Source organism: Flavobacterium sp. TS_SC_5 (assembly GCF_056156265.1).
The window spans coordinates 1,641,163-1,660,327 of sequence record NZ_CM149588.1; the positions used below are offsets into that span (position 1 = coordinate 1,641,163).

Annotated in this window: 18 protein-coding genes and 1 tRNA gene; 9 read left to right on the top strand and 10 right to left on the bottom strand. The window is 34.4% G+C overall.

The features are described from left to right. Positions 1 to 6 precede the first annotated feature (6 nt). On the top strand, positions 7 to 1,464 hold the full coding sequence (locus tag AC0J6S_RS07125; protein ID WP_474956075.1) for a glycoside hydrolase family 30 protein: 1,458 nt from the start codon (positions 7 to 9) through the stop codon (positions 1,462 to 1,464). A gap of 32 nt (positions 1,465 to 1,496) precedes the next feature. Continuing rightward, a complete protein-coding gene (locus AC0J6S_RS07130) occupies positions 1,497 to 3,236 on the top strand; it encodes a cellulase family glycosylhydrolase (RefSeq protein ID WP_474956076.1) in 1,740 nt (579 codons plus the stop codon). A gap of 282 nt (positions 3,237 to 3,518) precedes the next feature. Here AC0J6S_RS07130 and AC0J6S_RS07135 read toward each other — a convergent pair whose 3' ends face one another. Further along, positions 3,519 to 5,849, bottom strand: a complete 2,331-nt coding sequence (locus AC0J6S_RS07135) for a glycoside hydrolase family 3 C-terminal domain-containing protein (RefSeq protein WP_474956077.1) — start codon at positions 5,847 to 5,849, stop codon at positions 3,519 to 3,521. A 327-nt stretch (positions 5,850 to 6,176) separates the two neighbouring features. On the opposite strand from AC0J6S_RS07135, the gene AC0J6S_RS07140 reads away from it, so the two are divergent. Further along, positions 6,177 to 6,932: an NUDIX hydrolase gene (locus AC0J6S_RS07140; RefSeq protein ID WP_474956078.1), complete on the top strand. Its 756-nt coding sequence runs from the start codon at positions 6,177 to 6,179 to the stop codon at positions 6,930 to 6,932. A gap of 174 nt (positions 6,933 to 7,106) precedes the next feature. Here AC0J6S_RS07140 and AC0J6S_RS07145 read toward each other — a convergent pair. The 8 genes from AC0J6S_RS07145 to AC0J6S_RS07180 form a co-directional block, all read right to left on the bottom strand. After that, positions 7,107 to 7,181: transfer RNA gene (locus AC0J6S_RS07145), tRNA-Val, on the bottom strand. Between the two features lie 86 nt (positions 7,182 to 7,267). Beyond that, a complete protein-coding gene (locus tag AC0J6S_RS07150) occupies positions 7,268 to 8,488 on the bottom strand; it encodes a bifunctional folylpolyglutamate synthase/dihydrofolate synthase (RefSeq protein ID WP_474956079.1) in 1,221 nt (406 codons plus the stop codon). A 59-nt stretch (positions 8,489 to 8,547) separates the two neighbouring features. Then, entirely contained in the window at positions 8,548 to 8,769 is a 222-nt protein-coding gene (locus AC0J6S_RS07155) for an energy transducer TonB family protein (RefSeq protein ID WP_474956080.1), read from the bottom strand. Positions 8,770 to 8,902: 133 nt separating this feature from the next. Next, the gene (locus AC0J6S_RS07160; RefSeq protein ID WP_474956081.1) at positions 8,903 to 9,346 is read right to left on the bottom strand and encodes a hypothetical protein; all 444 of its coding nucleotides are present in this window, start codon (positions 9,344 to 9,346) and stop codon (positions 8,903 to 8,905) included. A gap of 28 nt (positions 9,347 to 9,374) precedes the next feature. Next, positions 9,375 to 9,767, bottom strand: a complete 393-nt coding sequence (locus tag AC0J6S_RS07165) for an ExbD/TolR family protein (protein WP_474956082.1) — start codon at positions 9,765 to 9,767, stop codon at positions 9,375 to 9,377. A 2-nt stretch (positions 9,768 to 9,769) separates the two neighbouring features. After that, a complete protein-coding gene (locus tag AC0J6S_RS07170; protein WP_474956083.1) occupies positions 9,770 to 10,474 on the bottom strand; it encodes a MotA/TolQ/ExbB proton channel family protein in 705 nt (234 codons plus the stop codon). A 209-nt stretch (positions 10,475 to 10,683) separates the two neighbouring features. Further along, positions 10,684 to 11,910: a Glu/Leu/Phe/Val dehydrogenase dimerization domain-containing protein gene (locus AC0J6S_RS07175; RefSeq protein ID WP_474956084.1), complete on the bottom strand. Its 1,227-nt coding sequence runs from the start codon at positions 11,908 to 11,910 to the stop codon at positions 10,684 to 10,686. Positions 11,911 to 12,014: 104 nt separating this feature from the next. Then, a complete protein-coding gene (locus AC0J6S_RS07180; RefSeq protein ID WP_474956085.1) occupies positions 12,015 to 12,653 on the bottom strand; it encodes a chalcone isomerase family protein in 639 nt (212 codons plus the stop codon). A gap of 496 nt (positions 12,654 to 13,149) precedes the next feature. Here AC0J6S_RS07180 and AC0J6S_RS07185 point away from each other — a divergent pair, with 496 nt between their 5' ends. From AC0J6S_RS07185 to AC0J6S_RS07210, 6 genes are all read left to right on the top strand, one after another. After that, positions 13,150 to 14,286: an acyl-CoA dehydrogenase family protein gene (locus tag AC0J6S_RS07185; protein WP_474956086.1), complete on the top strand. Its 1,137-nt coding sequence runs from the start codon at positions 13,150 to 13,152 to the stop codon at positions 14,284 to 14,286. 330 nt (positions 14,287 to 14,616) lie between these two features. After that, positions 14,617 to 14,982: a hypothetical protein gene (locus AC0J6S_RS07190; RefSeq protein WP_474956087.1), complete on the top strand. Its 366-nt coding sequence runs from the start codon at positions 14,617 to 14,619 to the stop codon at positions 14,980 to 14,982. A gap of 112 nt (positions 14,983 to 15,094) precedes the next feature. After that, on the top strand, positions 15,095 to 15,805 hold the full coding sequence (locus AC0J6S_RS07195) for an NRDE family protein (protein WP_474956088.1): 711 nt from the start codon (positions 15,095 to 15,097) through the stop codon (positions 15,803 to 15,805). Positions 15,806 to 15,815: 10 nt separating this feature from the next. Next, a complete protein-coding gene (locus AC0J6S_RS07200; RefSeq protein WP_474956089.1) occupies positions 15,816 to 16,850 on the top strand; it encodes a D-alanine--D-alanine ligase in 1,035 nt (344 codons plus the stop codon). 4 nt (positions 16,851 to 16,854) lie between these two features. Continuing rightward, a complete protein-coding gene (locus AC0J6S_RS07205) occupies positions 16,855 to 17,502 on the top strand; it encodes a hypothetical protein (protein ID WP_474956090.1) in 648 nt (215 codons plus the stop codon). A gap of 58 nt (positions 17,503 to 17,560) precedes the next feature. Then, entirely contained in the window at positions 17,561 to 18,532 is a 972-nt protein-coding gene (locus AC0J6S_RS07210) for a M28 family peptidase (protein ID WP_474956091.1), read from the top strand. Here AC0J6S_RS07210 and AC0J6S_RS07215 read toward each other — a convergent pair. Then, on the bottom strand, positions 18,525 to 19,103 hold the full coding sequence (locus AC0J6S_RS07215; RefSeq protein ID WP_474956092.1) for an N-acetyltransferase family protein: 579 nt from the start codon (positions 19,101 to 19,103) through the stop codon (positions 18,525 to 18,527). The genes AC0J6S_RS07210 and AC0J6S_RS07215 overlap by 8 nt on opposite strands. Between the last annotated feature and the right edge of the window lie 62 nt (positions 19,104 to 19,165).

The following is a 19,165-nucleotide window of genomic DNA, read 5'->3' on the forward strand; positions in this document are numbered from 1 at the left end:
TACATCATGAAAAGAATAACAACAATTGCATTACTGGCAGTGACTTTTTTGGCTTTTTCACAGCAAAAAAATAAAACGAAACAACGCTCTTTTTCTACTAAAGATAAAACGATTACCGTTTACACAACAGCAGAAAACACGAAGTTGCGATTGACTCAAACTGATAAATTAAGTTTTAGTAGTTCAAAACAACCTTTGGAAACAGAGATTTCTGTTTTTGTGGAACCAACTAAAACATTCCAAAATTTTATGGGAATTGGCGGAGCAATCACGGATGCGAGTGCTGAGGTTTTTGCAAAATTGAGCAAAGAGAAACAGCAAGAACTTTTAAACGCCTACTATGATAAAGAGAAAGGAATTGGCTATTCTTTATTGAGAACCACCATTCACAGTTCTGATTTTTCGAGTGGGAGTTACACGTATATCAAAGACGGAGATAAGGATTTAAATACATTCAACATTGAGCATGACAGACAATATCGCATTCCAATGCTTAAAGAGGCCATAAAAACAGCAGGTGGAAAATTATTGCTTTATGTTTCGCCATGGAGTCCTCCCGCTTTTATGAAAAGCAACGGTAGCATGCTAAAAGGAGGAACTTTACTTCCGGAATATTACCAGTCTTGGGCAAATTATTACACTAAATTTATCAAAGCGTATGAGAAGGAGGGAATGCCAATTTGGGGATTAACCGTTCAAAACGAACCTATGGCAACGCAAACTTGGGAATCCTGTGTATATTCTGCGGAAGCCGAAAGAGATTTTTTGAAGAATTTCCTTGGCCCAACAATGAAAAAAGAAGGTTTAGGAGACAAAAAAATTGTAGTTTGGGATCACAATCGTGATTTGATGAACCAAAGAGCGAATGTTATTTTCTCAGATCCGAAAGCTTCAAAATATGCTTGGGGAATGGGATTTCATTGGTACGAAACTTGGGCAGGAGGAGCACCAATGTTTGATAATGTTCGAAAAGTACACGAAGCCTATCCGTCTAAAAATTTATTGTTTACAGAAGGTTGTGTCGAAAAATTCGATGCTAAAAAATACCAATTCTGGGCAAACGGAGAACGCTATGGAACTTCTATGATTAATGATTTTAATAATGGAACTGTGGGTTGGACAGATTGGAACATTCTTTTGGACCAAAACGGCGGGCCGAATCACGTAGGGAATTTTTGTTTTGCACCCATTCATGCAGATACTAATTCGGGAGAATTAATTTATACGCCGTCGTATTATTATATTGGACATTTCTCAAAATTCATTCGACCAGATGCTAAAAGAGTTAGTACAGCGGTAAGCCGAAGCAGTTTGATAAGTACATCATTCCTTAATAAAGACGGGAAAATGGTTACGGTAGTGATGAATCAAAGTGACAAAAGTGTGACGTATAATTTAATAATTGCTACAGATAAAACGGTTGTCGTAATTCCGCCTCACGGGATTCAAACATTAGTGTATTAATTTTAAAACTGTTTTATTTTAAAACCAATTGTATGAAAAAAATAGTTTTAATAGCCTTTATTTCTTTTTCAATTGCCTCGTTTGGACAGGGTTTTTTGCATAGAAATGGACAAGAAATTGTCGATGGAAATGGAAAAAACATTGTATTGCGCGGTTTGGGATTGGGTGGATGGATGGTTCAAGAAGGATATATGCTTCAAACCGGTTCGTTTGCAGGTCCGCAACATGAGATTAAGCAAAAAATAACCAATTTAATTGGTGCCAAAAACACCGAAGAATTTTATGATGCCTATAAAGCAAATGGAATAACAAAGAGAGATATTGATTCATTAGCGGCTTGGGGTTTCAACTCTGTTCGTTTGCCAATGCATTACAATTTATACACATTGCCTCTTGAACAAGAAGCGGTTTCTGGTGAGAATACGTGGCTAGAGGAAGGTTTCAAAATGACCGATGAGTTATTGAAATGGTGTGCTGCGAATAAAATATATTTGATTTTGGATTTGCATGCAGCACCGGGTGGACAAGGAAAAGATGCCAATATCTCGGATTATAATCCTGCAAAACCATCACTTTGGGAAAGTACCGCCAACCAAGATAAAATGGTCGCTCTTTGGGAAAAATTAGCAGAACGTTACAAGGACAATCCTTGGATAGGAGGTTATGATATCATCAATGAACCCAATTGGAATTTTACGGGAACGAACCAAAATGGTTGTGATGAAACCTCCAATGCGCCTTTACGAGCTTTGCAAGTTAGAGTCACAAATGCCATTCGAGCCATAGATAAAAATCATTTAATTTTCATTGAAGGGAACTGTTGGGGGAATAATTACAACGGAATGTTTCCGCTTTGGGATGAAAATATCGCGTTGAGTTTTCATAAATATTGGAATCAAAACGATATCGGTTCGATACAAAAAATGTTGGATTACAGAACGCAATACAATGTGCCAATTTGGTTGGGAGAAAGTGGAGAAAATTCTAATGTTTGGTTTAAGGAAGCTATTTCTTTGATGGAGTCGAATAACATTGGTTGGGCTTTTTGGCCAATGAAAAAAATTGAGAATTTAGCGGCAGTTACTTCGGTTACAAAAACTGCGGAATACGAGCAATTGTTGCAATATTGGAATAACAAAGGAGCTAAACCTTCGGTTAATTTTGGAAAAAAAGCATTGATGCAAATTGCCGAAAACTTCAAAATTGAAAATCTGACCATCAGATATGATGTGATTGATGCGATGTTCAGACAAATCCAAACTACGGAAACCAAGAAATTTAAAAATCATGCTTTGCCCGGGAGAGTATTCGCAACCGAATATGATTTGGGACAAAGCGGATACGCTTATTTGGATAAAGATATCGCGAATTTTGACGGGACAAAGTTTACCAAATGGAACAAAGGCGGAATGATGAGAAATGATGGTGTTGATATTGAGTCTTGCAGTGATACAATGACAAACGGATTTCATGTTGGCTTTATTGAAGATGGTGAATGGCTGCAATATACGGTTGAGGTAAAAACCAAAACTAGTTTTGATATTGCTGTTCGTTTTGCGAGTAGTGTTGCTGGCGGAAAACTGTATTTAGAAGATGAATATGGAATAATTTCTGAAACCATAACAATTCCATCTTCGGGAGGATATGATAAATGGAAAATGGTGATTTTAAAAAATGTGATTTTAAAACAAGGAACAAATAAAGTCAAAGTCCGTTTTGAAAAAGGGAATTTTAATTTGAACTTTTTAGAATTTAAAAAATCCAGTAAATAGATCGAACTCAAAGATCTTTATAATCAATTTCTTTTTTTGTGGTTTGGCACCAAAGATTAGTAAGCATTAAAAAAACGCAATCGACAGTAGCTAAAGTATACTTTTGACTGCGTTTTTTTTAAATAAAAAAGTTTTGACTCAATATTTAGTTTCTAATAAACTACAAGTTATGCTGTTTATTTGGAGAATAAATTGGATTGAGGGAATTAGCTGAAGACGCTCACAAATGTTTCAATTACATTCTTTTTCAATACTTTTTCCAACAACAATTAATAACAATCTTTAATTCTGGTTTACGGCTTTCAATATACCATCCAGATTTTCTTCTGTAAATTTCCCTCCAGATAATAAAAGGAATTTATTTATTGGCATATCGGCTAACATTGCTTCTAAAAATGAAGCTGCTTTTTTCTCATCTTCTGTTTCTGGTTTTTTATTGGCACCAGTAAAACTTTGAACTAGTTGTTCGTATATCGCCTGACTGTTTGGAGAATTTTTGAATTCCTTAAATAATGATTCACGTGTCAGCACTATTTTTGCAGCTTTTGTCGATTCAATAGCTATGGTTTGTTTTAAAGGCAAATCACGAGAGGAACTTCCAATAAGGATGTCAAATTTTCCAGATTTTATTGCCCAATCATGAGATTTTGAATTAAAATAAGCAAAGTCACGAGAAGTCATTTGAAAACCAACTGTTTTTTCTTCACCGGCTTGTAATGCTACTTTTTCAAAATGTTTCAGTTCATTTTCAGGTCTTGCGACCTCGCTTTCTTGTTCATGAACATACAATTGAACTACTTCTTTACCTGCAATTTTGCCAGTATTTTTTACTTTTATAGATATGTTGATTGCATCGGAATCTTTAGCGGATGTAGTACTGGCTTTAATATCAGAATACGAAAAAGAGGTATAACTCAAGCCGTAACCAAAAGGAAAGTTAGGTTCGATTTTCTTTTTGTCATAATAACGGTAGCCTATAAAAACGCCTTCACCATAATTTGCATTTCCATCTCTGGAAGGGAAATCCAGTGCAGTCGGAGTGTCTTCCAAGCGAACAGGAAAAGTTTCAGATAATTTTCCTGAAGGATTTACTTTTCCAGTCAGCACGTCAGCAATTGCACCACCACCGGCTTGACCACCAAGATACGCTTCAACGATTGCAGCAACATCATTTTTCCATGGCATAGAAACAGCAGCGCCATTCATCAATACCACCACAATGTTTTTGTTCACTTTTGCTACTTCTGAAATCAATTTGTTGTGACCGGCAGGTAGATCCATATTGTTTCTGTCAAAACCTTCAGACTCATAACTGTCTGGTAAACCTGCGAAAACAATAACTAATTCTGAATTTTTTGCATTTTGAACTGCTTCTGCAATTTTAGCATCATCCGTTTCACCTGCAGTATTGTACCCAGTTGAAAATGAAAATTGAGTTCCTTTTGCCATTTTTTGTAATTCATCAAGGGCATTTAGAATTTGGGTAGGTCTCACTTGTGAACTTCCTGCTCCTTGATAACGTGGATTTTTTGCAAAATCACCAATAATAGCTATCTTTTTTAAAACTGATTGCAACGGTAATATCGCATTGTCGTTTTTTAATAAAACAATACATTCGCTACTTACTTGTCTGGCTAATTCGTTGTGTTTTACTTTGTCGACAACAATTCCTTTTTTGTGATTGTCTTTTGCTTTTAAGGTAATGGCCAGTAAATCTGTTACAATTTCATCTAATCTGGCTTCCACCAAAGTTCCTTTTTTTACTGCTTCAATAATTTTTTTATCATTGATACCATTGCTGGCGGGCATTTCTAAATGCAATCCGGCACCAACACCTATCGCTCTTTCATTTACTGCACCCCAATCAGAAACCACAAAGCCTTGTAAACCCCATTTTTCTTTTAGCATTTGATTTAATAAATAAGAATTTTCAGAAGCATATGTTCCGTTAAGTTTATTATACGAACACATAACTGTCCAAGGTTGTGCTTCTTTTACGGCGATTTCAAAGGCAGGGAAATAGATTTCGTTCAGGGTACGTTCGTCAACATTAGAACTGTTAGACATTCGTTCTGCTTCTTGACTATTTGCTGCAAAGTGTTTCATGGAAGTTCCTATTCCTTGACTTTGAACTCCATTGATGTAACCAATAGCCATTTTTCCAGCTAAAACTGGATCTTCAGAAAAATATTCGAAGTTTCTCCCGCCAAGAGGCGAACGCTTCATATTTACTCCAGGTCCTAATAGTATTTGAACATCGTTAGCTTGAGCTTCAATTCCTAAGGCTTCACCCATTTTTTGTGCCAATGCTGGATTCCAAGACGAAGCAAGTGCAGATGCTGTTGGAAAACAAGTGGAAGGAACGCTATTCGTAAAGTCGAAACCTTCAGCTTTACGCAAACCATGCGGTCCGTCAGTCATAAAAATTGAAGGAATACCAAGTCTGGTTATGGCTTTTGTAGACCAAGCTGTTTCACCGGAACACAAAGAAGCTTTTTCTTCTAATGTCATTTGTGAAACTAATTTTTTTGCTTTTGCACGATAATCTACTTCTTGCGCATTCGATTGGGACGTAAATATAAGTCCGATAAGTATTAAAATTAATTTTTTCATGGTTATTTGTGGTTGTTTTTTGGTGACTATTTTAACAAATAATAATATGTGTTATTTTGACGCAATGTACATAAATTTATGATTGGCAATGCATTCGATTTAAAATTTCACAAATTTTTTTTGTTTACGGTTTTTTTTAAGTGTTTTTTTGTACAAATCTGTTTTCATGTCAAATGGATTTGTTTCTTTGTCACATTATTTTTTGATTTTAACCAGAAGTAAAGATTGGCTCGTTTTCAAAATGAGGGGTTCTCTTATTTTCTTATAAAAAATGAATTAAATTGCGCCTTTCAAAAAGTATATAAATTAATAAGTAGAATAAATCACATGTTAAAAACCATTTTAGATAACAAGGAAGATTATCAACCGGGTTTGTCAATAGATTGTGTGATTTTCGGGTTTCATGATAATCAGCTTAAAGTTTTGTTGATAAAAACAAGATACAGCGATAAATGGGCTTTGCCAGGCGGTTTTGTGCCGGTAAACGAGGGTATTGATCAGGCAGCTGTCACGGTTTTGCATGGTAGAACAGGATTAAAAGGAATTTTTCTGAGGCAGTTTGCTACTTTTGGAGCAGCAAATAGATGCGATGTTGAAGTGAGCAATGGTGTTCTGAATTTTTACGAAATACCTTTAGACGAGGGGAAATGGTTTGCAAGCCGTTTTGTAACAGTTGGTTATTATGCTTTAGTGGATTTTTTACAAACGGTTCCGCAACCTGACGGCAAAAATGAAATTGTAGAGTGGATTGATCACAATGCGGTGCCAGAATTAGTTTTAGATCATGAGGAAATTCTAGACAAAGCACTAGAAACCCTTCGGAAGGAGTTGAATTTAATGCCGGTAGGCTATAATTTGCTTCCCGAAAAATTTACTATTCCGGAATTACAAAAATTATATGAAACCATTCTAGGCAGGAAACTTGACCGTAGAAATTTTTTACGTAAAATAACGGCAATCGGGATTTTAACAAAGTTGGATGAGAAGAAAAGTAATGTCGCGCATAAAGCTCCAAATTTGTATAGTTTTGATAAAGAAAAATATGAGGAAGTCGTTAAGAATGGATTGACTCAGGGATGGTAATCTGAACAATAAACATAGAAAACTCGTTAAGGAATTAAGGAGTTTTTTGTGTCTTGTTTTTTAGTTCAAGTTATTTAATCCTTTTTGTACAGCTTCAAATTTTGAACTTAATTATATTTAAAGACGGGTCAATTAGACATGAAAAAACCCCATTATTTCTAATGGAGTTTTTTGTGGGCGATGAGGGGTTCGAACCCCCGACCCCCTCGGTGTAAACGAGGTGCTCTGAACCAGCTGAGCTAATCGCCCTAAACAATTTGGTTACTTTCGTTTCCGTTATTGCGTGTGCAAATATACGACTAGAATTGGTATTTGCAAGTAAAAAAATAAAAAAATTATAAAATTTCTGCGACCACAAATGTACTTCCGCCAATGAATATGAAGTCAGTGGTGCCTGCATTTTTCAGTGCTTTTTGATAAGCTTCTGAAACAGAATCGTATACTTGTCCTTTTAGTTCGAAAGTTAATGCTTTTTGTTTTAAAATTAGAACATCGAGTCCGCGAGGAATATTTGGTTTACAGAAATAATAGATGGCTTTTTTAGGAAATAAAGGTAAAATTTCATCTAAATCTTTATCATTTACCACTCCCAAAACGATGTGTAAAGTATCAAAATCTTCTTTTTGGATTTGATTCAAAACAATTTCCAGTCCGTTTTTGTTATGGGCCGTGTCGCAAATAACTTTTGGAAATTCTCTTAATTGCTGCCATCTTCCTTGAAGTAAGGTATTTTTTACTACATTCAATAAGCCGGATTTTATATTCTCAGTAGTGATTATAAATTCGTTCTGTTTGTTTAAAACTTTGACAGTTTGTAAAACAGTTTTTTTATTATGAATTTGATAATCACCAATTAAGTCAGAAGAATAGGTTTCTGAAATCAAATCAGCAGCAAAATAGATTTCCGAATTGCATTCTTTGGCTTTAATCAAAAAAACAGGTTTTGTTTCAGGAGTGTATTCGCCAATAATTACGGGAATATTTGGCTTTATAATTCCTGCTTTCTCTGAAGCGATAGCTTCAACTGTGTTGCCTAAAAATTGTGTATGATCCCATCCTATATTGGTAATCACCGAAACTAATGGAGTGATGATATTGGTGGCGTCCAATCTTCCTCCCATTCCCACTTCAATAACGGCAATATCTACTTTTTCTTTGGCAAAATAATCAAAGGCTAAACCTACGGTCATTTCGAAAAAACTCATGTCATTGGACTCAAAAAAACTTTTGTGTTTATTGATAAAATCAGTAACAAATTCTTCAGATATATCCTTTCCATCAATTTTTATACGTTCCCGGAAATCCTTTAAATGAGGAGAAGTGTACAATCCAACTTTGTAACCCGCTTCTTGAAGAATTGATGCCAACATGTGCGAAGTAGATCCTTTTCCGTTGGTTCCCGCAACATGAATGCACTTTATTTTTTCTTGTGGATTATCAAGATGAGATATAAGTAAATGCGTATTGGTTAAATCTTTCTTGTACGCCGAGGCACCCTGAAGTTGGTACATCGGGAGTTGATTAAACATCCAATTTATGGTTTCCTGATAATTCATGAGGTCTATAAATAATAAAAACTCAAAGGTACTTGAGTTTTTATTGTTTATCGTGCGGATTATTCGCTTATTTTAAAATTAACGGTTATGAAACCAACTTGCGTTTCGGGTGCTTTTGGGTCTGCTTGCCATTTGTATTTGCGGGCTGTTGCTAATGCTGGTTCTACTAAACAAGGATTGGTATTTGTTGTACCTTTAGTATATTTGGCGGCAATTACGTTTCCATTTCTATTTACTGTAATTTGAACCACTACAGTGCCAAATTCGTTGCATTTTTGCACTTCTTTTCCTCTTGAGCTGATGCTTCTGCCATTTAAACCCCAGCCGCTTCCGTTGCCACTTCCACTTCCTGAACCGTAGTACGTGTTTGCGTAAGGATTGCCGTTTGGGCTTCCTTTATCTCCTGTTGTATTGTCATTTCCTTGGCCTCTCCTGAGCTTTTCCCTCCGATTTAGGACCGTTTAAAATACTTGATAAAGCATCTGATGTACTTTGTGACGGTTTTGGATTCTCTTTAGGCTTTGGTTTGACAATTTCTTTGGCGGTTTCCTTTGTAGATTGAATTTTTTTGGTTTCTTTGATAACCACAGCCTCTTCAATATTTTGTGATAACACATCGTCGTTGCTTGAAGCTGTTTCTTCTTCTGCGGTCGCTTTAGGAGCTGATTCTATGGCTTCGGTAGGTTGTATGTTTCCTGATCCAAATTCGGTAGTTCCAAAGTTGATGGTAACACCATTTTCGGGAGGTGGGTCTAAAGATGTTAATCCTAAATAGAAGAACAAAATAAATAGAACCACAAAAATAATTGATGTGATTGCAAATGATTTTTTTTCTTCTGCTGTTTCTATATATTTCATTTAGAATAAATCTTTATACGGACTAAAATTATTTGGGTCTAACTGCTAAGACTACCTTGATTTGGTTTCGGTTTGCAATGTCTAAAACATTCACTGCTTTTTCAATTGGCACTCCTTCTTCAGCTCTTAAAATAATAGCTTTTTCTTTGTCAGCAGTAAATAGAGATAGTAATTTAGATTCTAATTCAGTTTCTAAAACGTGTTCCTTGTCAATAAAAAATTCTAATTTCTTATTAATACTTACTGAAATATTTTTGTTACTGTCTGTTTTTCCTTTTGCTTTTGGTAAAACTAAATTCAGAGCATTGGTTGTCACCATTGTAGATGTCAGCATAAAAAATATCAGTAATAGAAAAACAATATCCGTCATGGATGACATATTGAATTCTGCGCTAACTTTATTTCTTCCTCTTAAATTCATGATTATGCTGGGTCGTTTAATAAGTCTAAGAAGTCAACTGCATTGGCTTCCATTTGATGAACTATCTTGTCTGTTTTTACTACCAGGTGGTTGTAACCCACGTATGCAATAATACCAACAACCAAGCCAACAACGGTTGTTGTCATAGCGGTATAAATTCCTTCAGAAAGTGCGCCTACTTCAATTTGCCCGCCAGAACTAGCCATTTTGTGGAACGCTTGAATCATTCCTACGACCGTTCCAAGAAAACCTGTCATAGGTCCTGCTCCCGAAATAGTAGCAAGCATGCTTACATTTTTTTCGAGTTTGTAAATTTCAAGTTTTCCTGCATTTTCAATAGCAGTATTAATGTCATCAAGTGGTTTTCCTATTCGTGAAATACCTTTCTCGATTAGTCGTGCAACTGGAGATTTATAGTGTGCACAAATAATTTTTGCGTTATCAATTCGGCCGTTCTTGATGTTATCTTTAATTTGCCCCATGAAGTTCGTGTCAACTTTTGAAGCTGCGTTGATGGCCATTAAACGTTCGAAATAGAGATATAAAGCGATAAAAAACATCAGAAATAATGAAATCATTATTATTTGACCTGCTAATCCTCCGCTAGTTAATAGTTCAATAATTGATAAAGTTTTTTCAACAGGAACTGCATCGACTACACTTTCTTGTGCGACGGATAAGCTATCCGCTTGTAACAATAGACTCATAAAAATTTTATTTGGTATAAAAACGCTAATATATTATAAAAATTGCTATTCTGTTAGTTTAAAATATGAATGGGAAGGTTTTGTTTAGGGTGTTACTTTTAAACCATTTAAAAAGTCAGTTTAATGCATTTGTTAGGAACATCATGCATCAAACTGACTTTTAGAATTAAAATTGTAAAATAAAATTGTTTTTTACAAACAAGTGAATCTTAAGTTAATTGCTTCAGTGCAATTTCAAAAGCAGTGGCACTTATATTTGTTTTACTTGGATTTAAAGCATGTGCTTTTTCAATAGCTTTTTTGATGATTTCTGATGTGTCATGGAAAATAGCTTCATCCGTCATTTGTACTTTCTTTTCCATGAAGTAAGCAAAAACTCTTGCCATACCACAATTAGAAATAAAGTCAGGAATCAAACTTACTTTGTGGTCTACATCTTCCATAATTGGACCAAAAAAGATTTCCTTGTCAGCAAAAGGAACATTCGCACCGCATGAAATTACTTCAAGACCATTGGTGATTAAACTGTCAATTTGAGATTGAGTTACCAATCGTGAAGCAGCACAGGGAGTAAATATTTCAGCACCGATGGTCCATATTTTTTGATTGATTTCTTCAAAAGAAATCATGTTTTCGGCAACCAGTTTGTTTCCGTCTTTGGCAAGAAATAAAGCTCTTATTTCTTCAAAAGAGAATCCTTCTTCATTGATTAATCCGCCGTCTCTGTCGATAATACCAATAACTTTAGCGCCCATTTCAGCTAAGTAAAATGCTGCGGCAGAACCTACATTTCCAAAACCTTGTACGATTGCTTTCTTTCCTTTTACGTCTCCACCATAAATCGTGTAATAATTACGAACGGCTTCGGCAACTCCGTAACCGGTAATCATATCAGCAATTGTATATTTTTTGGAGACATCCGGTGAGAATTTAGGATTTTCAATCACTTTTACCACTCCTTGACGAAGTTGTCCAATTCTGTTGATCTTGTCTGCTTCGGTAGGTTTGAAGTGACCGTTAAAAACTCCTTCTTGCGGATGCCAAACACCACATTCCTCTGTCATTGGAATCACTTCGTGAATTTCATCAACATTCAAATCACCGCCAGTTCCGTAGTAACTTTTCAATAATGGAGAAACTGCTTTATACCAACGCTGTAAAACGCCTTTTTTTCTTGGATCATTTGGATCAAAATTAATTCCAGATTTAGCGCCGCCAATAGCAGGTCCAGAAACCGAAAATTTCACTTCCATAGTTTTTGCCAAAGACAAAACTTCATTCATATCCAACCCTTTTCTCATACGAGTTCCACCACCGGCAGCACCACCACGTAACGAATTGATGACTGTCCATCCTTCGGCTTCTGTTTCAGCATCTTTCCAATGGAAAACTATCTCAGGTTCTTTATTTTCGAATTTCTTTAATAAATCTTTCATTTGTTGCGATATGTTTAATTTTGGCAAATATAAAAAATAGAATAATGTGAATTTGATTTTTTTAGGTATTATTTATCAGATGCGTTTTAGTCAAAAAAAAGCTATCAAGATTTACCCAATAAGTCATTTTTAAGTTTTTCGTCAACTGGTTTGTTAGAAAGCCAAATCCCGAAAAATAATTTTTTGAATTCAAATCCAGGAATTTTTCCTTCATATCGGTCGTTTTTAAACACCCAAAGGGATTCATCTGCAGAATTATATATGAGGTTAAAAGCATCGTCCTTAACCGTTTTTTCCTTATTGAGAAGTGATTCAAGCATTGCTATTTGAGATTTGAAGTTTGCAAGGTTACCATCACCAATTGATTTTATCAAACCCTTGTTAAGGGATTTTGACAGTTTTTCTGAAGTAACCATTGAAGATGTAATTTGTAATCTTATTGCCATCTCTGAAGTACTTTCAATAATTCTTTCTGCATCTTGTGAAAGTTCAGATAAGTATAGCGCTTGAACATATACGTCAACCCACATTTTAGATCTTATACCAACGCCGTTTAGCATCAACTGTCTTTGTTTGAACTCAATAGTTCTAGGCAAAACAACTCCCTCAACTTCAATTTGTTTTTGTGCGGATACGTGACTTACCTGCACAGATAGTACAAACAAGAAAAGTAATAATAGATTTTTCATAGTATAACTGATATATATTTCAGCAAAACTATCATTTATTTTTTTAGAAGTCAAAAAATACTTATTTAAGTAGAGATTGTCTGATTCTGTTTTTGTTTTTATTACAATATTGCTTTGATTATAAAAGAGTTATGAGTAAAATTAATTTGTAGGAGTAGTTCTCTTATGCTTTTGATATTGTTTAACATGTTAATTTCACCTTGCGCATTAAAGGTAGAACAGAATACAGAAATAAGTTATTTTGTTTAGTATCGTTATCTTGAAACTGACGGTCATCTTTTCTGAAAAAAAATGCAAACTGTAGTATAAACTAGTTGTGTACCTATTATGTTCAAGACCTTAATAAACTGCAGAAAGATTTTGTATTTACATACTACAATAAATAATTAAGATAATAAGTGTGTTCCGAAGGGAATGTTTTCGTTGTGTTTTTATTCAACTTTACATTTTTTCTTTAAACATAGGCTAAATTTACGAAATCGTTTGAAATCTGATATTTAATAATTACTTTTGAGGACAAATTTAAGAACATTTAATTTACAATAAAAATATGGATTTTAATCTAACTGAAGAGCATTTGATGATTCAGCAAGCTGCTAAAGATTTTGCAATAGCAGAATTATTACCGGGTGTTATTGAACGTGATGAACATTCAAAATTCCCGACTGAGCAGGTGAAAATGATGGCCGATTTAGGTTTTATGGGAATGATGGTAGATCCTAAATATGGTGGGTCTGGTTTGGACAGCATCTCTTATGTTTTGGCAATGACAGAAATTGCTAAAGTTGATGCTTCGGCGGCTGTGATCATGTCCGTGAACAACTCTTTAGTTTGTGCTGGTCTTGAGAAATATTGCAATGAAGAGCAAAAAATGAAATATTTAGTTCCGCTTGCAAAAGGGGAAGTGATTGGTGCTTTTTGTTTGTCAGAGCCTGAAGCAGGAAGTGACGCTACTTCGCAAAAAACAACAGCAATAGATAAAGGCGACCATTATTTATTAAACGGTACAAAAAACTGGATTACAAACGGATCAACTGCATCCACTTATTTAGTTATTGCTCAAACTGATATTGAAAAAGGACATAAAGGAATTAATGCTTTTATTGTTGAGAAAGATTGGGCAGGATTTGATATTGGACCAAAAGAAAGAAAAATGGGAATTCGTGGAAGCGATACGCACTCCTTGATGTTCACCGATGTAAAAGTTCCTAAAGAAAATAGAATTGGCGAAGATGGATTTGGATTTGCTTTTGCAATGAATGTTTTAAACGGCGGAAGAATAGGTATTGCATCACAAGCGCTAGGAATAGCAACTGGTGCTTATGAAATTGCTTTGAAATATTCGCATGAGAGAAAAGCATTTGGAAAAGAAATTTTCAATCATCAAGCCATCGCATTCAAACTGGCTGATATGTATGTGAAAGTAACTGCAGCAAAATTATTGGTGATGAAAGCAGCTTGCGAAAAAGATGAAGGTAAAGATATTGCGCATTCTGGAGCAATGGCAAAATTATACGCTTCTGAAATTGCTTTAGAAGTGGCTAATGAAGCAGTGCAAATTCATGGTGGAAACGGTTATGTAGCGGAATATCATGTGGAGCGTATGATGCGCGACTCTAAAATCACTCAAATTTATGAAGGTACTTCTGAAATACAACGAATTGTAATTTCTAGAGGATTGGTTTAGTAAATAAACTAAAAATAGTTGTTTGAGCCCTTTCTAATTTCGGTTAGAAAGGGTTTTGTTTTTTTATATTCTTATTGAAATGTCGTTATCAAAAGAAATCTGAAACTGCAGTAATCTTAGGTTTTATTCCAAAAACTTTTTTATTTGTTACTAATCTATTCAGTGACATTTTGGTTGGTGCGATTTTTGCTCACATATTCATACTTGGTATTGCAGCAAAATGATGGTGGCGCACTTTTTATTTTGGCACTAATTACCTTTCTTTGTTGTCTTATTTTGGTCTTTAAAGATAGAACTAAACTAATGAATCTGTTGAATTAAAACTTTAATATGCTTATACCTTCCATTAATAATAGTTTAAATGAATTAATTGATTTACTGAATCAATTGTCTCAAAAAGAATATTCAAATTCTTGTTTAGAGTTAAGTAATGCTACTATTGGCGAGCATACCAGACATATTATTGAGATGTTTCAATGCTTGGAGAATCAATATGATTCAGGTGTTGTGAATTATGATAAAAGAGAACGAAACACTCGTATTCAAACAGACACTGCTTTTGCCATTGAAAATATATTATTGATTCAACAAAATCTACATAAAAAAAAAATAAGAAGATCGAGTTGTTACAAATCATTGATGGTGAAGAGATCCGAATTGAAAGTAACTATTTTAGAGAATTATTGTATAATTTAGAACATTGCATTCATCATCAGGCGCTAATTAAAGTGGCTATTTTACAATGTGAAACAGTCACAATAAATCCTAATTTTGGTGTTGCCCGATCTACCATAGAATATAGAAATCGATGTGCACAGTAAGTTTTGTAACAACAAATGATAAAATTATCATTACATCGAATCGGGATGAAAAAACAGCAAGACCGAGTGCAATACCACCACGGAATTACACCGTAAACGGAAAAAATCTTATTTTTCCAAAGGATCCAAAAGCAGGAGGGACTTGGTTTGTAGCTAATGCTGATGGAGTAATTTTGGTGCTTTTAAATGGTGCCGATGAAAAACATGAAGTGGAACTTCCATATCGAAAAAGCCGTGGTTTAATTGTTTTAGACATGATCAGCAGCTTATCGCCAAAGGATTTCTGGAACGAAATTGATTTGAACAACATAGAACCTTTTACGTTAGTTTTATTCCAAAACAACGCTCTTTTTCAATTTCGTTGGAACGGAAGAGAAAAGCGAACAACTCCTTTGAATATTCATCAAAATCATATTTGGTCTTCATCGACTTTGTATTCCTCATCGATTCGTGAAAAACGTGCCGACTGGTTTCATACTTTTATGGATACAAATCCCGAAATTTCCGAATCAAAAATGCACGATTTTCATCGCTACACCGAAGAAGAAAATGAAGAAAATGGTTTGGTCATCAATAGAAATGACGAGATGAAAACGTTGAGTATCACACAAGCGGTTATTGAAAAAAATATAGTAGCAATATTACATTACGATTTAATTCCGCAACAGGATTTTTCGACCTCATTTATCACCGTTTAAAAAAAATACTGTGAAACTATTTCTTCATAAAATTACGCATTGGGAATACTGGCCTTTCCAGATTGTTTATATTCCTATTTATTTTTTATGGTCCTACTATTCCATTAAGACAAAATCGATTTTTTTCTTTAGTGCTTCAAATCCTACCATTAAAAATGGCGGTTTTATGATGGAGTCCAAAAAAGAAATCTACAATTTGATTCCACAACAGTATTATCCAAAAACGGAATTAATAAAAGAAGGAACTGCTCTTGAAGATGTTTTAAATGTGATTGAAGCAGTGAAAATAAAATATCCTTTAATTGCAAAACCGGATATTGGTCTACGTGGATCTGGTGTCAAAAAAATTAATACGGTTAAAGATTTAAAAGAATATGCTGAAAAAGCAAATTTTGATTATGTAGTGCAAGATTTAATTCATTACGAAAACGAAGTTGGGATTTTTTATGTGCGTTATCCTCATCAAAAAACCGGCAGAATAACAGGGATAGTTTCCAAAGAATTTCTGATTGTCACCGGAAACGGGTTCTCCAATGTAGAAGAATTAATCAAAGAGAATCCGCGATACGAATTGCAATTAAAGGTTTTGAAACAGGAATACGGTAAAAAACTACTCGATATTCTTCCAAAAGGAGACAAATTGAATTTGGTGCCTTATGGGAATCATGCACGAGGCGCGAAATTCATTGATGGAAGTCATTGGATAACACCAAAATTGGCACAAACCATTAACGAAATGTGTCTGCAAATTCCAGGTTTCTACTTTGGTAGATTGGATGTAATGTATACTACAATTGAAGAATTAGAACAAGGATTGAATTTTTCAGTCGTGGAACTGAATGGAGCTGCAAGTGAACCCACCCACATTTATGATCCAAAGCACTCTTTGTTTTTTGCATGGAAAGAACTTGCACGACACATTACGTATATGTATGAAATAAGTGTCGCAAACCATAAAAATGGGGCTCCATATTTACTGCATAAACATGGTATGAAGGAATACAGGATGCACTTGCAACAAAGCAATAAAATTGTAAATTTCTAATATCATGAAATTATTAAAAAACATTTTTGTTGGTTTTTTAGTGAGCTTTATTGGTTCCATACCATTAGGATATTTGAATGTTATAGGTTTTGAAATTTATTCAAGGTTAGGAATGAACAGCTTGGTGTTCTTTTTATTGGGAGTAATTTTCGTGGAAATGTTTGTGATTTATTTTACTTTAATTTTTACAAAGCAATTGGTGAACAATAAAAAATTAATGAAGTTTATTGATTTTTTTGCCGTTTTCTTCCTGTTGATTATAGCCTATTCTTTTTATGCCAGTGCGAATCAAACGATGGAACAGCAAGGTGTTTTAGAAAAATATGCAATGTATTCTCCATTTTTGATAGGTGTTTTTTTGAGTGCTATTAATTTTCTGCAGGTACCATTTTGGACCGGTTGGAATCTGTATCTGATCAATGGGAATTATATTTCGATTGTAAATAAACTCAAACTGTATTATATTGCAGGGACTTTAATAGGTACATTCGCGGGAATGTTGAGTTTGGTTCTGATATTGAATATTTTAGCTCAAAACACAGCAAGCTTTTCTAAATATATAATTCCAATTGTAATTCCATCATTTTTTGTGGTTTTAGCTTTTTTTCAAATAGTTAAAGTGTACAAAAAATATTATCGAGAAAGAGTCTGAGCAAAAAAGGTTAATGCTAAATCATATCATCTTTACTAACTAAAAATCCACTTTAATTATGAAAAAAGTTTTTCTGTTACTTCCATTTCTTTTCTTGTGCTGCAAACCAATTTCATCGGTTGTAACTGAGGCCGCAACAAGTGAACCGCTGTCAATTGCTTACAGAGTAAAAGAAAATGATGTCGCTAAAACATTGAAATATTTAGCTTCGGATGAATTAGAAGGCAGAGAAACCGGAAAAGCGGGAATGGTAAAAGCTGCGGATTATTTAGAACAGTTTTTCAAGGATAACAATGTAAAGCCTTATTTTAAATCGTATCGTGATACGTTATCAACTTTTAAGGAGGCGGCCTTTAATGTTGTGGGTGTTGTAGAAGGAAATGATCCGGTTCTAAAGAATGAATTTATAATTTTAAGCGCACATTACGATCATATTGGTTTGGATAAAAATGGGGTAAATGGCGATTTTATAAATAACGGTGCAAATGATGATGCTTCAGGAACAACTGCAGTTGCTGAGATGGCAAAGTATTTCAGTACTATCAAAAATAATAAACGCAGTATTCTTTTTGTGTTTTTTGCAGGAGAAGAAAAAGGCTTGTTAGGTTCTAAACATTTAGCTAAAAAATTGAAAGCACAAGATTTTAAATTGTATGCTCAATTCAATATTGAAATGATTGGTGTGCCAATGAAAAGAGATTATCTAGCTTATATTACTGGTTTTGATAAGTCGAACATGGCGGGTAAAATCAATGGATATACTGGAAAAAACACAATTGGTTTTCTTCCAAAAGAAGCCGAATATAAATTATTTTACAGATCAGATAACTACTCTTTTTATGATCTTTTCAAAGTGCCTTGCCAATCTGTGAGTACGTTTGATTTCGAGAATTTTGAATTTTACCATCATGTTTCTGATGATTTCAGTGCTATGGATATTCCGCACATGACTTCATTTATTCAGGAATTATTACCTGCTGTAACGCAAATGGCAAACTCCCCGACACAAGAAATCATAATGCTCAAATAGTTGAAGAAACTGCCTTTTTCATATCATACGCCAAAATGAAGTATTCATTATTGTTGAATTGAAAATCTCCAATAATAGTCCATTTTAGTTTTTCGGTATGCGCTTTCATTGACGGAATATTAATTTTGTTGATAAATGTCAAAGCCAATGGGTATTTTTTGACAACGTGTTTTCTCATGAACTCAAAAAGTGGGGTTATCAATCCTTTTCCTCTATATTCCTTGTGAATGCAAATGGGGCCGTATTGAAAACTATTGGTAGTGGTGATGTCAAAATCTAAAAAGGTAAGTTTTGGAAACAACGAACTCATGTAATTAAAAATGGGCCATTGTTTGAAAAAATCCCAGCTTCCAGCAAAAATATATGCAATGATTTTGTTTTGGTCTTTGGCAACAAATAAGTTGTTTTCAGTGATGACTTCGGTTAGTTGCTCAATTGTAAATGGCGTGGTAACAAATCCGGAAGCTTTCTCATCTTCGGATAAATTAGCAACAAGATACAATTCCTGTAGTGCCAATACGCCATCAATATCAGTTATTGTTGCAATTTCGAATTGTATGCTTTCTATCATTTTATGAAAATTCAGGTGTTAATTTACTTTGTCAAAAATAAGTAAAATTATAGGAATCTTTA

Excerpts from the sequence above, each read along its gene's own strand:
- AC0J6S_RS07195 (WP_474956088.1), top strand. The coding sequence starts at position 15,095 with ATGTGCACAGTAAGTTTTGTAACAACAAATGATAAAATTATCATTACA.
- AC0J6S_RS07150 (WP_474956079.1), bottom strand. The coding sequence starts at position 8,488 with ATGAATTATCAGGAAACCATAAATTGGATGTTTAATCAACTCCCGATG.
- AC0J6S_RS07185 (WP_474956086.1), top strand. The coding sequence starts at position 13,150 with ATGGATTTTAATCTAACTGAAGAGCATTTGATGATTCAGCAAGCTGCT.
- AC0J6S_RS07160 (WP_474956081.1), bottom strand. The coding sequence starts at position 9,346 with ATGAAATATATAGAAACAGCAGAAGAAAAAAAATCATTTGCAATCACA.
- AC0J6S_RS07215 (WP_474956092.1), bottom strand. The coding sequence starts at position 19,103 with ATGATAGAAAGCATACAATTCGAAATTGCAACAATAACTGATATTGAT.
- AC0J6S_RS07210 (WP_474956091.1), top strand. The coding sequence starts at position 17,561 with ATGAAAAAAGTTTTTCTGTTACTTCCATTTCTTTTCTTGTGCTGCAAA.
- AC0J6S_RS07175 (WP_474956084.1), bottom strand. The coding sequence starts at position 11,910 with ATGAAAGATTTATTAAAGAAATTCGAAAATAAAGAACCTGAGATAGTT.
- AC0J6S_RS07190 (WP_474956087.1), top strand. The coding sequence starts at position 14,617 with ATGCTTATACCTTCCATTAATAATAGTTTAAATGAATTAATTGATTTA.
- AC0J6S_RS07165 (WP_474956082.1), bottom strand. The coding sequence starts at position 9,767 with ATGAATTTAAGAGGAAGAAATAAAGTTAGCGCAGAATTCAATATGTCA.
- AC0J6S_RS07140 (WP_474956078.1), top strand. The coding sequence starts at position 6,177 with ATGTTAAAAACCATTTTAGATAACAAGGAAGATTATCAACCGGGTTTG.
- AC0J6S_RS07135 (WP_474956077.1), bottom strand. The coding sequence starts at position 5,849 with ATGAAAAAATTAATTTTAATACTTATCGGACTTATATTTACGTCCCAA.
- AC0J6S_RS07205 (WP_474956090.1), top strand. The coding sequence starts at position 16,855 with ATGAAATTATTAAAAAACATTTTTGTTGGTTTTTTAGTGAGCTTTATT.
- AC0J6S_RS07170 (WP_474956083.1), bottom strand. The coding sequence starts at position 10,474 with ATGAGTCTATTGTTACAAGCGGATAGCTTATCCGTCGCACAAGAAAGT.
- AC0J6S_RS07130 (WP_474956076.1), top strand. The coding sequence starts at position 1,497 with ATGAAAAAAATAGTTTTAATAGCCTTTATTTCTTTTTCAATTGCCTCG.
- AC0J6S_RS07125 (WP_474956075.1), top strand. The coding sequence starts at position 7 with ATGAAAAGAATAACAACAATTGCATTACTGGCAGTGACTTTTTTGGCT.